The sequence below is a fragment of the Pseudomyxococcus flavus genome (genome assembly GCF_050038885.1).
Classification (GTDB): domain Bacteria; phylum Myxococcota; class Myxococcia; order Myxococcales; family Myxococcaceae; genus Myxococcus; species Myxococcus flavus.
On record NZ_CP143624.1, the window covers coordinates 5,767,411 to 5,781,578 of the forward strand.

At 70.3% G+C, this 14,168-nt stretch carries 12 protein-coding genes; all 12 read right to left on the reverse strand.

What is annotated here, in order from left to right:
* Position 1 precedes the first annotated feature (1 nt).
* Positions 2-616 (reverse strand): polysaccharide biosynthesis/export family protein, encoded by a 615-nt coding sequence (locus tag VZL07_RS24140; RefSeq protein WP_426749981.1) that lies wholly within the window; start codon positions 614-616, stop codon positions 2-4.
* Positions 617-629: 13 nt separating this feature from the next.
* Entirely contained in the window at positions 630-1,895 is a 1,266-nt protein-coding gene (locus tag VZL07_RS24145) for a hypothetical protein (protein WP_426749982.1), read from the reverse strand.
* A 103-nt stretch (positions 1,896-1,998) separates the two neighbouring features.
* A complete protein-coding gene (locus VZL07_RS24150) occupies positions 1,999-2,523 on the reverse strand; it encodes a hypothetical protein (protein ID WP_426749984.1) in 525 nt (174 codons plus the stop codon).
* Positions 2,524-2,649: 126 nt separating this feature from the next.
* Entirely contained in the window at positions 2,650-3,096 is a 447-nt protein-coding gene (locus VZL07_RS24155; RefSeq protein WP_426749985.1) for a cyclic nucleotide-binding domain-containing protein, read from the reverse strand.
* Positions 3,097-3,137: 41 nt separating this feature from the next.
* Positions 3,138-4,481, reverse strand: a complete 1,344-nt coding sequence (locus tag VZL07_RS24160) for an AgmX/PglI C-terminal domain-containing protein (RefSeq protein WP_426749986.1) — start codon at positions 4,479-4,481, stop codon at positions 3,138-3,140.
* Positions 4,482-4,485: 4 nt separating this feature from the next.
* Complete coding sequence (locus tag VZL07_RS24165; RefSeq protein WP_426749987.1) at positions 4,486-4,761, reverse strand: hypothetical protein; 276 nt, start codon at positions 4,759-4,761, stop codon at positions 4,486-4,488.
* 7 nt (positions 4,762-4,768) lie between these two features.
* A complete protein-coding gene (locus tag VZL07_RS24170; protein WP_426749988.1) occupies positions 4,769-6,238 on the reverse strand; it encodes a tetratricopeptide repeat protein in 1,470 nt (489 codons plus the stop codon).
* Complete coding sequence (locus VZL07_RS24175; protein WP_426749990.1) at positions 6,235-9,570, reverse strand: tetratricopeptide repeat protein; 3,336 nt, start codon at positions 9,568-9,570, stop codon at positions 6,235-6,237. The genes VZL07_RS24170 and VZL07_RS24175 overlap by 4 nt, the downstream gene beginning before the upstream one ends.
* On the reverse strand, positions 9,570-11,999 hold the full coding sequence (locus tag VZL07_RS24180) for a tetratricopeptide repeat protein (RefSeq protein WP_426749992.1): 2,430 nt from the start codon (positions 11,997-11,999) through the stop codon (positions 9,570-9,572). The genes VZL07_RS24175 and VZL07_RS24180 overlap by 1 nt, the downstream gene beginning before the upstream one ends.
* Positions 12,000-12,010: 11 nt before the next feature.
* Entirely contained in the window at positions 12,011-12,715 is a 705-nt protein-coding gene (locus tag VZL07_RS24185; RefSeq protein ID WP_426749993.1) for a dihydrolipoamide acetyltransferase, read from the reverse strand.
* Between the two features lie 121 nt (positions 12,716-12,836).
* Positions 12,837-13,424 (reverse strand): gliding-motility regulator Ras-like GTPase MglA, encoded by a 588-nt coding sequence (mglA, locus tag VZL07_RS24190; RefSeq protein ID WP_002637269.1) that lies wholly within the window; start codon positions 13,422-13,424, stop codon positions 12,837-12,839.
* An 11-nt stretch (positions 13,425-13,435) separates the two neighbouring features.
* Positions 13,436-13,915 (reverse strand): gliding-motility regulator GTPase-activating protein MglB, encoded by a 480-nt coding sequence (mglB, locus tag VZL07_RS24195; RefSeq protein WP_426749994.1) that lies wholly within the window; start codon positions 13,913-13,915, stop codon positions 13,436-13,438.
* Positions 13,916-14,168: the final 253 nt, after the last annotated feature.

Sequence of the window (14,168 nt, forward strand, 5' to 3'; positions counted from 1 at the left end):
GCTAGAAGAAGCTCTCCGGCACGAAGACGATGTCGCCGGGCTGGAGCATGAAGTTCTTCTCCCGCCCCACGCCGATATCCTCGACGGGCACGCGAATCTTGCGCTCCTGCCCGTCCACCACGCGCGTCACCAGCGTGTTGTTCTTCGCCGCCAGCTTGGTGAAGCCGCCCGCCAGCGTAATCGCCTGGACGATGGACATCTCGTTGTCCACGGGGAAGGTGCCCGGCTTCTGCACCTCGCCGAAGACGAACACCTTCTGCGAGTTGTACTCGCGGATGAGCACCGACACCTGTGGCCGGCGCAGGTAGCGCGCCAGGCAGTCGCGCAGCACATCCGCCGCCGAGCTGGGCGTGGTCCCCGACAGCGGCACCTTGCCGCACAGCGGGTAGTCGATGGTGCCCTCGCCGGACAGGCGCCAGGTGCCGGAGTGCTCGGGCTCCTGGAAGACGCGCACCTCCACCACGTCCCCGGGCCCCAGCGTGCCGCCGCTGGGACGGGCCGCGACGCTGGCCTCCGTGGCGGGCGTGGGGGCGGGCGGCGGCGGGCGCTGCGATGTGCCGAAGCAGGCGGGCAGCGCCGCGAGGGAGAAGACGGTGAAGAAGCGCTTCAGCTCCACGAGGATGGGGGCCTCAGTACGTCACGGAGAGGCGGGCGTACCCCTCGTGCCGCGTGTAGTTGAGGCCGCCGCCGTCCACCGAGGACGAGCGGAGGCCCAGCATGTAGCCGGCCGCGCCCGTCAGCCACGGCGTGAACTGATACTCCGGGCCGATATTCGCGCCGACGACGGTGTCACTGCGGCCGCCGTCGAAGCTCAGGAAGTCCAGCGCCAGTCCGACGCGCGCCGTCAGCTTCCCGCCGAAGAGGGCGCGCGCCTCGCCGTAGGCGCGGTTGTCGGTGAAGAAGCCGTAGGCGGCCACGGGCTCCAGCATGCGCAGGTAGCCGGCCTTGAAGCTCAGCGTGGGGCTGTAGAGGTAGGTGCCTTCCAACTGGCCGAGGAAGGTGCCGCCGCCCGTGGAGCCGAAGTTCTGCCCCCAGCCCGCCTTGCCGGTGACGGCCACCTTGGGCGAGACGAGGCCCGCCACGCCCACCAGGGCGCGCAGCAGCGAGGCGCTGGGCGTGCTGTCGTTGAAGTAGCTGCGGACGTCCAGGTGGGTGTCGAGCACCACCGCCGTCTTCGGCAGGAAGCGCCAGCGCCCTTCCGCGCCCACGCGCAGGTTGCCGTAGTCGAAGCGCTCCACGGCGGTCGGGTCGCACACGCTCTCCGCGCAGCCAATGGGGCTCACCGAGCTGAGCGGCTGGAAGAACTCCACCGCGTAGGCCACGCTGGGAACCAGCTCCACGGCGCCGCCGCCCGGACGCCAGAGGGCCCGCGCCCGCGCCTCGTTGAAGAGGCTGAGCACGCCCACGCCCACGGCCGCGGTGCGCGTGCGGTCCGAGCGCGCGAACTGGTCCGACACCTCCAGCGACAGCGGGGCGTCCGGGTTGATGCGCGCGATCAGGTCCGCGGCGCCCTCCATGCGCGAGGCCGCGCTGGAGTTCTTCGTCACCAGACCCGTGTACATCACGTAGTCCAAGTTGGCGTTCAGGTTGAAGGCCAGCTTGGGGGACGGGATGTCCAGCCGGAAGCCCGGCCGGAAGCGCAGCGCCACGTCGCTCGACAGTTTCGCGGACACTGGCGTGCTGTCGGGCTCCGGAATACCGGCAGGCGTGAAGTAGCCCACGCCGCTGTCCAGCCGCGTCTCCAGGTCGAAGTAGGGGTGCAGCCGTCCGCTGCCCACCTTGATGCCGTTGCCCCCCGTCTCCGGCGCCGCGATGGCCTGGGCCGAGGCGGTGCCGCCCAGGGCGAGCAGCGCCAGCGCTCCCAATCCCCCCCAGAATGTCGCGGGCTGCTTCATGGCTCAGAAGGGCTTCCCAGGCGTGAGGCGCATGTCCTCCCACCTTTCGTGCTTGCGGCCGGCGGCGTCATAACATGCGTGTCGAGCCGGACCGAGCGTTTCGTTATTGGACGGGACTGGCGGGAGGTGGGCGCACCAGGACGATGTCTGGGGCGAGGGGACGGGTGGGGTCTCCTCCGGGGAGGTTGTTGGGCTCCTCCACTTCCACGAAGAGGTTCTCATCGGTGCGGAACGCCAGCTGGCCGATGCACTCCTCGGCCTCGGCGCGCAGCTGCGCCACCTTCTGCTGGGCGATCATCACCTTGGTGAATTCATGCTCGCTGGACGAGGACTCCTGGCGGGACACGGCCTCCTGGAGGGACACGTCCGCCTGCTCGGAGATGCGCAGCAGGCCCTTGATTTGCGTGAGCTTCTCGTTGGCGCAGTTGAGCTTCACCACGTCCCTGGTGCGCCGGGCCTCCTCCACCTTCCCCAGCACCGCGCGGAGCACGTCACGCATGCCTCCCAGGGCCTGCGTGCTGCGCACCAGCTTCAGCGAGTCCGGTACGTCGCTGGCCTTCTCCAGCGCCGCGGTGGCGGCGGGAGGGGCGGGCGGCGCGGCGGGGGACGGGCTTTGTGCCGTCGCCATGCCGGCGGCCAGGACAGCAAGCATTCCGACGTTGCGCATTCGGCTCACGATGGCGCAGAGCGTAGAGGCAGGGGTGGGGGGTGTCAAACCGACACAAGGGCAATGAAAGTAGTCATGGCTGACTAATCAGGCCTTCGTCGCGAGACGGACATTGGCCTCGCGCAGCCGGGCAGACAGGCTCCTGGCGATATTCACCACGATGAAGGTGAAGCCGTCTCCGTGCGTCCTGCGGAACTCTCGCAGGTCCAACGCGCTGAGCTGGAGCAGGTCCACCTCCGTCCGCGCGAGGACGGTGGCGGAGCGGAAGTCCTTGTCGATGAGTCCCATCTCCCCGAAGAACTCCGGCGGGGAGAGCACGGCGAGCGGGTGCAGGCCGCCTTCGGGCAGACGGCGCGCGACCTCCACCTGGCCGCGGACGATGACGAAGAGGCTGTCGCCCAGGTCACCCTCCTCGAAGATGACCTCGCCGGTCGCGAAGTGCCGCGCCCGCGCGAGCTCCGCGAGGCGTTGGTGCTCCGCGGCGGAGAGCATCTCGAAGAGCGGCGACGAGGCGATGACGGACAGCTTCTCCATGGTCCCCCCGGGGCCCGGGATGGGTGCACCCCAGCCGGAGCCTAGCCCGCCGGCGCGAAGACGAAGGGGTAGGAAACGGCCGTCTCGTCGTCGGGTTTGAAGGGGAACACCCAGCTGCGGATGGTGGTGCGGATGCAACTACCCACCGCCTCGCTGCCCAGGGTGTTCTCCTCGATTTCGATGTCCCCGGCCCGGCCGGACGTCTTGATGGTGAAGCGCACCACCACCTTGCCCTTGAGGTTGGGGTTTCGCTTGAGCTCCTTCTCGTAGCAGCTCTGGATGGCGGCCTTGCGCGCGCGGACGTAGCGGGCGAGCGCGTCGCGGTCCACGTCGGCGCTCTCGATTTCGGGCGCGGCGTCCTGCACGCGGCCCTTCACCACCGTCTCCTTCTTGTCCCCCAGGTCCACCTTGCCGCCGCCCTGGGTGCCGATGGCGCCGATGTCCGTCACCGTGCCGGTGCCGCCTCCGCGAGGACCTCCCGAGGCGCCCACGGACGCCTCGCGGGCCACGCCCACGCCGCCGGCACCCGCCAGCGCCTCGGCGATGTCACCGCCGCCGCTGGCCCCACCCAGCACGTCCGCGAAGGCGCCCTGGCCACCGCCGCTGTTGGAGCCCAGAATCTTGAGCAGGCCCTTGCCGGAGACCTTCTTCACCACCTCCGCGCGGCGCTGCTGGGCGGCGTCACCCGCGGGCTTGGGCTCGGCGGGAGCGGCCTCCTTGGGCGCGGCCTCCGGCGTGTCGGGTCGGGGGGCCTCGGCGGGCCCTGCGTCCACCGGCTTGGGGGCCTCCGCCGGGCGCTGGGGGATGATGGCGCGCACGAAGCGGTCATCCAGCTCGTCCAGCTCCAGCTCGGCCACCTGCGGCGTCTCCGCGGAGATGATGAAGGCGGCGCCGGAGAAGTGGACCAGCAATGAGGCCGCGAGGATGCCGAAGAAGACGCGGTCCATCGTCTTCCACCGGCTGACATTGACGTCCGCCGGCAGCACGGGCTTCGCCTCTTCGGGCGGCGGCGTGACGAACTGGAAGAAGAGGGTGGCGTCACCCAATTCCACCTTGCCGCGGGCCGTCTCCTGCAGGGGCAGCACGTGCAGGTCGCCGCGGCGGGTGGCCAGGCCCTGCGCGCGCAGGGCTTCGAAGTCCACGTCGGACGAGCCGAGGTTGACGCGGCCCTGCATGTCCGGGGCGATGACGAGCTGGAACTGCTGGTTCTGGTTCTCCAGCAGCGCGAAGCGCGCGGGCCGGCCCTCGGAGGCTGGCAGGACGATGGTGTTCTTCGCGTCGTGGCCGATGGTGACCGTTTCGCGGCGGACGTGGTGCTCTTCGACGATGCGGCCGTTCTGGATGACGCCGACGCGGAGCAGCTTGTTCTGCGAGGTGGCGGCCATGGGGCTAGAAGGGGTCCTGTTCCACGCTCTTCTCGACCTTGGGCACGAAGCTCTCGGTGCGGTTGAGGTCGTCGAAGCTCAGGTTGGAGCGCTGGAGGATGTACATGGCCTGGGGCTTCTGGATGCGGCCCTCGACGGTGATGGCCTCCAGGCGGATGACCTTGCGCGGGGCCTTCTTCGGCGGCGCCGCGTCGCTGCTGGCCGTGGAGGCGCGGCTGTTGTTCTGGGCGAGCGCGGGCGCGGCGGTGAGCAGCACGATGAGGGCGAGGGTGGGGCGCATGACGGGTCTACTGGGCGTCGGTGGTGAGTCTATCCGAGCCGGCGGGAACCGGGGCAGCCGGCTCGCCGGGGGGAGCCGGGGCCGGGCTGGCCGGGGCGGAGGTGGTGGAAGGTGAGGCGTCCGGCGCCGCGATGTGCGTACCGGGCTCCTGCTTGGACACCTCGGGGGCGGGGGGTGTTCCCTCGGGAGGCGGTGCTTCGGCGGCCTTCTGCGCCTCCGCGGCCTTGCGGAGCTGGTCCTTCTGCTCGCGCTCCAACCGCCGCTCCTCGCGGTCGATGAGCTTGCGCGTGTCCTTCACGTACTGGGGGATGCGCTCGTCGCGCCCGCCGCGCGCCAGGTAGTTGTCGAAGTGGGTGAGGGCCGTCTTGTAGCGCTTCAGCGGCTCCACCCCCGGCGGCTCCACGTCGAGGTAGAGGATGGCCAGGTTGAAGTACGCGTCCGCGGCGCCCGGCGCCAGCAGCAGGACCTGCTCGTACTCGGCGCGGGCGCGCGCGAAGTTCCCCTGGCCCCGGTAGGCGTTGCCCAGGTTGAGGCGGGCCGAGGCGAAGTCCGGCGCGGCGCGCACCGCGGCCTCCAGCTCGGTGACGGCGGCGTCGTAGTCCTGCGCCTCGTTGAGCAGGGCGCCGAAGTTGTTGCGCGCCTCCGCGAAGTCCGGCCGCAGCTGGGCGGCCTCCTTGAAGGACTCCAGGGCCTGGGGCCGCGACTCCAGCGCGAGGTAGACCAGCCCCAGCGCGTTGTGCGTGGCGGCGTCCTTCGGGTCGATGGCGCGGGCGTTCTCCAGCACCATCCGCGCCAGCTCGTGCTTGCCCTCGCGGTAGTAGACCTGTGCCAGCACCTGCATGGCGCGCACGTGGCGCTCGTCGCCCTTCAGCGCCTGCTTGGCCTCGGCAGCCGCGGCGGCGGGGTTCTTCGCCTGGAGCAGGGTGATGGCCAGCGCGGTGCGCAGCGGCACCGAGTCCGGCTTGGACGCGAGCAGCCCGCGCAGCTCCGCCTCCAGCTTCGCCGTGCGGCCGGTGCGGCCATACAGGCGCGCCAGGCAGTCCCAGGCGGACTGCTGCTCGGGAGCGACCTCCAGCGCCTTGCGGTAGGAACGCTCGGCCTCCGCCGCCTTGCCCATCCGTTCCTGGACGATGCCCAGGTTCGTCCACGCGTAGTCGAGCTTCGGGTCCAGCTCGACCAGCGTGCGCAGCGCCGCCTCGGCCGCGGTCAGCTCTCCGCGGCGCGCAATCTCCACCGCCTCGGCGAAGTCCTGCTCGGCGCCGCGCGGCTCTGCCGGACGGGACAGCGGCGCGGACGCGGGGGCCTGGGCGGCCTCCGGGGCCTGCTGGGGCGCCGTGCCCTCCGCGGGCGGAGGGGCGTCAGCGGTGTCCGGGCGCGTGGCCGCGGGCCCGGTGGCGCACGCGGACAGCCAGAGGCCGGAGGTCAGCACCACGGCGCTCAGCGCGCGGGCGCACGAAAGACGCGGGTCAGGATTCACTTCACTCCCTCCCCGGACAGGCGCGGGGCCTCTTGCGGCGTCACCCGGACGGGGCCGGTGAGGCTGCCCACCAGTCCGTCGGGGTAGGCGGCGTCCGCGGCGAGCGCCTGCTTGGGCTCCTTGAGCACCGGGTACTCCTTGGGCCGGAAGCGGTTGAGGGCCTCCAGCGTGCGCCGCGTCCACTCGTTGGTGAGGCGATTCTTGCGCGCCTCGGCCAGCGTCGCGGCGTAGCTCTCCACGGCGGCCTCTTCCAGCGTGGTGGTCTGCTGCACCAGCGTGTCCTGGTAGACGACCACCGCCTCCTCGCCCATGCGCTTCACCTCGGGGGGGACGGGCGTCTCGATGATGGTGTTGGCGAAGCGCTCCAGCGCGTAGCCCCGGCGGTACAACGCCGCCAGCGTCCACTCCAGCTGCTTGTAGGGGAAGACGCGCGCGTACGCCGCGTTGACGGTCTTCACGCCGTTGCGCTTGGCCGTGAAGCTGCGCTCCAGCGCCTTGCCCCGGCCGCCAATCTTCAGCTTGTCGAACTTCTGGAACTCCAGCTCCGCCAGCTGGAAGCGGCTGTAGGCGGCGGCGTCGGCGGCCAGCGGGTGCGTGTCCGGCTGCAGCTTGCGCCGGTCGAACTCCGCGGCGGCGCGCTCCCAGGCGCGCTGGGCCTCGCGCGCGCTGCCCAGCTTCTGGTGGGCGTCGCCCATGCGTCGGTGCGCGTCCACCACCAGCTCCACCTGCCCGGGCTTGGAGGCGAACTTGCGCACGAACTCCTGGAGCGCGCGCACCTCCCCGCGCGGGTTGCCCTGCTTCTCGTAGATGATGGCGGCGCGGTACTGGTTCTTCGGCGCGTCCTCTGCCTTGGGGAACAGCTCCGCGTAGCGCATGAAGGCCGCGGCGGCCTCGGGGTAGCGCTGCTGGCCCTCCAGCAGGCGCGCGGCGTTGAAGAGCGCCGCCTCCCGGTCCTTGGACGCCGGGTAGTCCTTCACCAATTGCTGGTAGCTGGTGACGGCCTTGTCGAAGTCATAGGAGTTCTCCGCGTTCACCGCCACGCGGAACAGGGCCCCGCCCGCCAGCGGCGAGGACGGGTACTCGCGGTAGATGCGCTCGTACAGCTTCAGCGCGGAGTCGAAGCGGCGGGTGTTCTCGTGCGCCACCGCGGCGTTGTTGAGGGCCTTGTCGGCGAACTCGTGGCGGGGGGCCTCGTCCACCAGCTCGATGTACTTGGCCGCCGCTTCCTCGTACTTCGACTCGGCCATGAGCTGGTCGGCCAGCTTGAAGCGGCCGGCGAGCTTGAACTGCACCAGCTGCTGGTGCAGTTCGCTCTTCGGGTCGATGACCTTGTCGTTGCTGGCCAGCCGCGCGCTGACCGACTCCACGCTCCGCCAGTCCTCGTCGATGAGGTACGTCTCGATGGTGAGGTTGGTGGCGTAGCGGGCCACCTCGTGGCTCGGGTAGGCCTGGATGATGGCCTCGAAGCGCCGACGGGCCTCGGGGAAGTCGTCGTGCGTGTAGTACAGCTCCGCGGCCTGGTACGCGATGCCAGGGGCCTTCTCTCCGTCGGGGAGCAGCTTCACGTACGCGTCCGCCGCGGCCACCAGGTGCTGCTCGGTGGGCGCGAAGGGACGGGGCGTCACCGCCTGGCCCTGCGGGCGCTCGGCGGAGCGCAGCGGCTTCGACGGCGGCACCGTGCCGGCCTGGACATCCAGGGCCAGCTGCTTCTGCCACGCGAGCACCGCGTTGAGCGTCGCGTCCGAGTGGTGCTTGTTGGCCGGGTCGGTGTCGCGGACGTTCTCGTAGGCACGCGCGGCGGCGGCGAACTGGAAGGCGTTGTAGAGGCACTCCGCGTAGTAGAAGCGCATGTCGCCCGCGCTCTTCGTGCGCGGGAAGCGCTCCAGGTAGGTGCCATAGGCGCGGGCGGCGACGTCGAAGGCGGCCTTGGCCTGCTCGAACTTGCCCTCCTGCTTGAATACCAGGGCCTGCTGGTGGTGGTAGGTGGCGCTACCGTACAGGCTGCGCTCGGCCAGCAGGTTGGCGCGGTTGAGGGCCTCCGTGTCGTCCTTGTTCTTCTCGTACCAGGCGGTGCCGGGCCGGTAGAGGTTGGCCAGGGCCTCGGACTCGGCGAAGGACAGGCCCAGCAGCCGGTCCCGCTCGTAGGCCTGGACGATGCGCTGCTGAATCAGCGGGGCGTCCCGCGCGTCCGGGGCCTTCTCCAGCACGCGCCGGTAGGCCTGGATGGCCGCCGGGTGCTTCGTCTGGTCGAAGTAGACGTTGCCCAGCCGCTGGTACACCTCGGCCTCGTAGGGGCGGGGGCCGCGCTCGGCGAAGAGGGCATCCGCCCGGGCCAGGCCGCCCCAGCTCTCGTCCGCCAGGGAGATGGCCACGTACTGGAGGGCCTCCTCGCGCAGGTCGCCGCCGGCCGCCTCGTCGCCCTTCGCGGCACGCTGGGCATCGTAGAAGTCCACCAGCGTCAGGAAGGACGCCACCGCCGGCTCGAAGCGGTCCATGCGGTAGTACGTCCAGCCGAGCTTGTAGAGCGCCTTGTCGTAGAGCGGGTGCGAGGTGTCGCGCGTGGCGGCCTCGTAGGCCTGCGCCGCCTTGGGCAGGGCCTGCGGGTCCTCGTAGTTGTCGAACCAGTACTCGCCGATGCGCACCCACGACTCGGTGGCGAAGCGGCTCCGCGGGTAGCTGGCGATGAGCTGCTCGTAGGCGTGGAGGCTGTCCTCGTACTGGTCCTGCTTCTCCAGGCAGTAGGCCAGCAGGTACCAGGCGCCGTCGTTGTCCCGGAAGTCTGGGAAGGTGGCCAGCAGCTTGCGGTAGAGCGCGATGGAGGGGCCGTAGTCCACGCGCGGCTCGGTGGGGAACTCCGCGTCCGGGTTCTGGTCGTGCGCCTCCAACCGCTGCGCGTAGTCCTTCATCGCGAGCAGGTGGTCGTCCGACGAGCGCTCGTAATACAGCTCCGCCAGGCGGAACATGACGTCCGGCGTGTAGCGCGGCTCGGAGGGGTACTGGCGGAGGAACGCCTCGAAGCGGGCGATGGCGTCCAGGCGCTTGCGGCGCTCCTGGGCCTCCAGGTCCTTGATGCGGCTCTCGTAGGAGGACGCCAGCGCGCCGCGCTTCTGCTCGTAGCGCCGCTCCACCAGCTCCTGGACCTCACGGTCGAACTCGCGCGACTCCGCCTCGTACAGCTCCAGCGCGCGGCTCACGTCCTGGAACAGGGCCTCTTCCTCGGGCGTGCGCCCCAGGCCCTGGAGGTAGGGCGAAGGCGGCGGCGCGGCCGGGGCCTCCGCGGCGGAGGCGGAGCCGCCCAGCAGGAGCAGCGCGGCGAGCAGGCGGGAGCGCATCACTCCTTCACCTCGGACAGGACGTCCCGGAACTCGGCGTCCAGCTCGCGCAGCGCCTCGTCCTTCTGCGTGGACAGCGTCTGGATGTCGGTCGTCTTGTCCTGCTTCTCGTTGAAGGCCACGTCCACCACGCCCACGTCCGCCTTGAGCACCAGGTCATAGAACTGCTGCCGCACGCGGCGGATGCTGTCATAGGCGATGCGGCCCACCAGGAAGCGCGCGTCACCGGACACGGCCGCGACCTCCGCCTCGTAGCGCTCCAGGAGCTGCTGCTCGGCGACGACCTTCTCGCGGATGACGCGGCCCCGTTGCTCCAGCCGCTCGCGCAGCACCGTCCGCGCCGTCGTCACGCGCTCGCGCAGGCCGTCCAGCCGGCGCCGCACGGCCTGGGTGCGCCGCAGCGTGGCCTGGGCCTCCGAGTCCGCGCGGGGCTCGGCCTCGCGCAGCAGGGCGTGCTCGCGGCGCAGGGACTCCGCATAGCTGACGCGGATGGCCCGCTCTCCGGCCAGCGACGTGTCCACGGCGTTGCGCTCGTCCGCCAGGCGCGCCCGCGTGGCGGCCAGCTCCGTCTGGAGGTCGGTGAGCGTCTGGACCTCGGCCTGGAGCTGGAGGAGGAACTCGCGCTCCTCGTCCGGAGGCGTCGTTCGCTGCGGGCGCGAGTCGTCCACCCACTTGCGCACGGACGCGGCGATGGCATGGAGCGACTGCAGCTCAAAGGTGAGCTTGTGGGCCTCGCGGTCCACCTCGTCCACGCGACGCTGCATGCGCTCGCGGCGCGCCTCCAGCTCCTGCAGCGTGGTGGGCAGGGTGGCGAAGCGGCGCTCCAGTGCCTCGCGCGCGTGCCGGGCCTCCGTCAGCCGCGCCAGCTCGTCGGGGGTGAGCACGCCCTCCAGCGCGAGCGTCTCCACCCGCACCAGCTCCGCCTCGGCGTGGGTGAGGGCCGTGTCGACGGCGTCCGCGCGCGTGTTGGCCTCCTGCAGCTCCGGGAAGGTCTCCAGGGCTCGCGTGTCCAGGGCCTGGAGGATGCGCCGGGCAATGGCCGCGGCCTCGTTCCGGCCCCGGCGGCCGCTGTCGAGGTCGTCCACCAGCCGCACCGCGTCCGCCACCTCGCGCTGGGTGGTGGCGTACTTCAGCACCAGCGACGGCAGCAGCGCGCTCACGTCCAGCGAGCCGTCCGCGCGGCCCAGCAGCCGATCGAAGTACGTCACCGGGTCGCGGTGCGAGCCCAGCAGCGCGTCCACCTGGTCTCTCGCCGGACGGAAGGTGTCGATGACGTGGGTATAGGCGTCGGTCGCCTCGTCGTAGCGGCGCAGCTTCTGGAGCAGGTTGCCCTGGAGGATGCGCCCTTCGGCCGCGAGCTGCGAATCCGGCGCCACCAGCAGCAGGATGTCGAGCGCGTTCTTGGCCTGCTGGTAGTGGCCCTGGCGCACGTGGACCCACGCCGATTCGTAGAGCGAGTCCGGGAAGGACTCACTGTCGCGCGGCACCTGGCCGTAGCGGTCCAGCGCATCGTCGAAGCGGCCCGTCTCGTACAGCAGCCGCCCCAGTGACAGGAGCGCCACCTCGCGCACGCGCCGGGCCTCCTCCTCGGGCGTCGGCGCGGGACGGCGGGGGCCCGTCCTCCCCGGGGCGGCCTGCGCGGCCTGCGCCGACGGCGGCGTGGCGAGCTGCTGGAAGCGGGCAATGGCCGCGGGCAGGTCGCCTTCCTGCACGGACAGGACGCCCAGGTGGTAGGCGGCCTGGAGGCGCCAGGGGCCGCTCGGCGCCTGCGCCAGCGGCGTGAAGGCGGCGCGAGCCCGGGCGATGCGCTCGGCGGGGGCGAGGTCCGTGCGGCGGAACAGCCACTTCGCATGGACGTAGGCAATCTCCGGCGGAAGCTGGCCGCCGGACAGCGCCCGGGCCTGCTCCACGTAGGCCTCGACGCCCTCGTAGTAGTTGAGGCGCCCCGCCACCGTCAGGTAGCGCGACAGCGCCTCGCGGTAGTGGCGGGTGGTGGGGGGCAGCGCCAGCAGCTCGCGCAGGTACAGGCGCGCGCCAATGAAGTTGCGCTGCTCGAGCAGCGAGTCCGCCAGGTAGAAGAGGGCGTCCGGGTAGCGCGGATTCGCGCGGAAGCGCGGGTCGCTCACCAGGTCGTAGAAGAGGACGGAGGCCGCCGGCCAGTCGCCCAGCAGGTACTGGATTTCGCCGTCGGAGAAGCGCCGGGCGCGCGCCTCCTCGTCGTTGGGCTCGGCGCGCTGGGTGAATTGCGTCTCCACGAAGTGGAGGCCCTCCTCCGTGCCGACCAGGCCCTTCTCCACCGCGTCGAGCCGCGGCGCCAGCTCGCGCGCGGACGGGCGGGGAGCGGGCGCCAGCGAGGGCTCGGCGGCGTGGACGGCCGCCGGCCCCAGCAGGGCCGCCGCGAGGGCGAGGGCACGGAGTGAGGCGTTCACCGTGTGGCCCTCTACTCGGGAGTGGAGCGGGTGACCGGCGGCGGAGCGGCGGGCGGAGCCTTGCGGCCCGTCTCACGCGCCATGGAGACGTCGTAGCGCACCGCGGGACGGTCCTTCAGGTCGGTGGTGATGCCGCCCTGCTCGAAGCCCACCACGTGCACGGTGGACGTCTTCCCGGGCTCCGCGTTGAACGTGTAGCTGGACTGCACCTTGAACTTGTAGCCCTCCAGGTAGCTGAACACGCCGTAGCCGTTGCCGCGGTACACGAGCCGCACGGCGAGCTGGTGCTGCCCGGGGACGATGCGTCCGTTGAAGACCTCGAACAGCTCGCGCTTGCCCAGGTCCGTCTGGCCCTCTTCGTCCACCTGCGTGTAGATGGGCGCGCCGTCGAGCGCGTACGTCACCGACTCCAGCTCGAAGGAGCCGCCCATCTCGTTCTTGTGGATGATGACGGCGCGGGCGCCGGTGGAGACGTCGCCGCCGAGCACCGTCTCCTGGAGCAGCAGCAGCCGCGCCTTGGAGCGGTAGATCTTCTCCTTCAGGTCGACGACGTTCTCCTCCAGCGTCTTCACGCGGGTGTCGAACGCCTCGTCCGCGGTCGCGGCGGTGGCGGGTGCGGAGGGAGCAGCGGAGGCTGCGGGCTCCTGCGCGAGCGCCGGCCCCCAGAGGGTGGCGCCCAGCAGGGCGAGGAGCTTGAAGGAGGCGGCGACACGCACGGTACGACCTCAGTGGGCAGACGGTCCGACCTGACGGCAAGGGAGGACATAGCACCCTTGCCTGTGGGACGTCTTGCCACGCCGTGGGCGGGACACGCAGTCGCCCGCCAGGGCGCTTGCTTCAACCACCCTTCTTGAGCTCGGTGAGGACGAGCTTGGCCACGGCCTTGAGCGTGTCGAAGACGCCCACGCCCGTGGGAGCCACGGCCTGGTACTCCGGGATGTTGCGGGGGTTGAGCGCCTTGCGCATCTCCTCCACCGTCACGGCGTTGGGCAGGTCCCGCTTGTTGTACTGGATGACGTACGGAATCTTGTTCAGGTCGTAGCCCTGCTCCGCAAGGTTGATGCGGAGGTTCTCGAGCGACTCCATGTTCGCTTCCATGCGTTCGATCTGGCTGTCTGCCACGAACACGACACCATCCACGCCCTTGAGGATGAGCTTGCGGCTGGCGTCGTAGAAGACCTGGCCGGGGACCGTGTACAGGTGGAAGCGCGTCTTGAAGCCGCGAATCTCACCGAGCGACAGCGGGAGGAAGTCGAAGAAGAGCGTGCGGTCCGTCTCGGTGGAGAGCGAGATGAGCTTGCCCTTCGTCTCCGCGGCGGTCTTGTTGTAGATGTACTGGAGGTTGGTCGTCTTCCCGCAGAGCCCGGGCCCGTAATAGACAATCTTGCAGTTGATTTCGCGGGATGAGTAGTTGATGAAGGACATGGCTTCCCGGGTTACTCGCTGAAGAGGTTGTCGATATCGTCGTCGGAGATCTCGGCGAAGGGCGACCCGGCTCCAGGACTCTCCGTCTTCTTCACCAGGCTCTCGAAGATCTTCGTGAGCTCGTCACTGGCCTTCTTGATGCGAAGGCGGACGAGGCCGAGGCTGGTGCGGTTGTCGAAGATGACGACCAGCACGACCCGGCTGCCGACGATGGTCATGTACAGCGAGTCCTTGGCCCCCTCGTGGAACTGGTTGGGGAACTCGTTCTCCCCAATCAGCTTGGCCAGGCCACCCATCGCGGCCACGTTGCCGGCCGTCAGCGAGGCCAGTGACGTGGTGTCGATGTTCTGCGTCTGACCAGCCGAGGAGATGAGCTGCCCGTTCTTGTCGACGAGGAAGACCACCTTCGCGTTCGCGTCCTTGGTAAGCCGGTCGCAAACGGCGTTGATCTTGGTGTACTCCTCTTCGTACATCACCAGTTGCGTGCCCATGGGCGTATGCGCTCCTCAGCGTTCGCTCGCCCCGCCTCGCGGCAACGCTCCGATGTTTCTGGAGTGAATCCACGAGGTTAGACGAGGCGCTACCGACCGTGAGGATGCTTAGCAAAGCGTATCCACTCCAGCAAGAAGCCATCCGCTTCCTGGAGGGACTTCCGTGCCCGTTCCCATGCCCTCCGGTCGCCCTGTGGGGTAGAGGCCACGGATCCGCGCTCCCGCGCCAGCGCCCCTGAATGTGGAGGGTCGC

What these genes read in the sequence shown, in the direction of transcription:
- VZL07_RS24145 (WP_426749982.1), bottom strand. Translation starts at nt 1,895, where the DNA reads ATGAAGCAGCCCGCGACATTCTGGGGGGGATTGGGAGCGCTGGCGCTG.
- VZL07_RS24150 (WP_426749984.1), bottom strand. Translation starts at nt 2,523, where the DNA reads ATGGCGACGGCACAAAGCCCGTCCCCCGCCGCGCCGCCCGCCCCTCCC.
- VZL07_RS24155 (WP_426749985.1), bottom strand. Translation starts at nt 3,096, where the DNA reads ATGGAGAAGCTGTCCGTCATCGCCTCGTCGCCGCTCTTCGAGATGCTC.
- VZL07_RS24160 (WP_426749986.1), bottom strand. Translation starts at nt 4,481, where the DNA reads ATGGCCGCCACCTCGCAGAACAAGCTGCTCCGCGTCGGCGTCATCCAG.
- VZL07_RS24165 (WP_426749987.1), bottom strand. Translation starts at nt 4,761, where the DNA reads ATGCGCCCCACCCTCGCCCTCATCGTGCTGCTCACCGCCGCGCCCGCG.
- VZL07_RS24175 (WP_426749990.1), bottom strand. Translation starts at nt 9,570, where the DNA reads ATGCGCTCCCGCCTGCTCGCCGCGCTGCTCCTGCTGGGCGGCTCCGCC.
- mglA (WP_002637269.1), bottom strand. Translation starts at nt 13,424, where the DNA reads ATGTCCTTCATCAACTACTCATCCCGCGAAATCAACTGCAAGATTGTC.
- mglB (WP_426749994.1), bottom strand. Translation starts at nt 13,915, where the DNA reads ATGGGCACGCAACTGGTGATGTACGAAGAGGAGTACACCAAGATCAAC.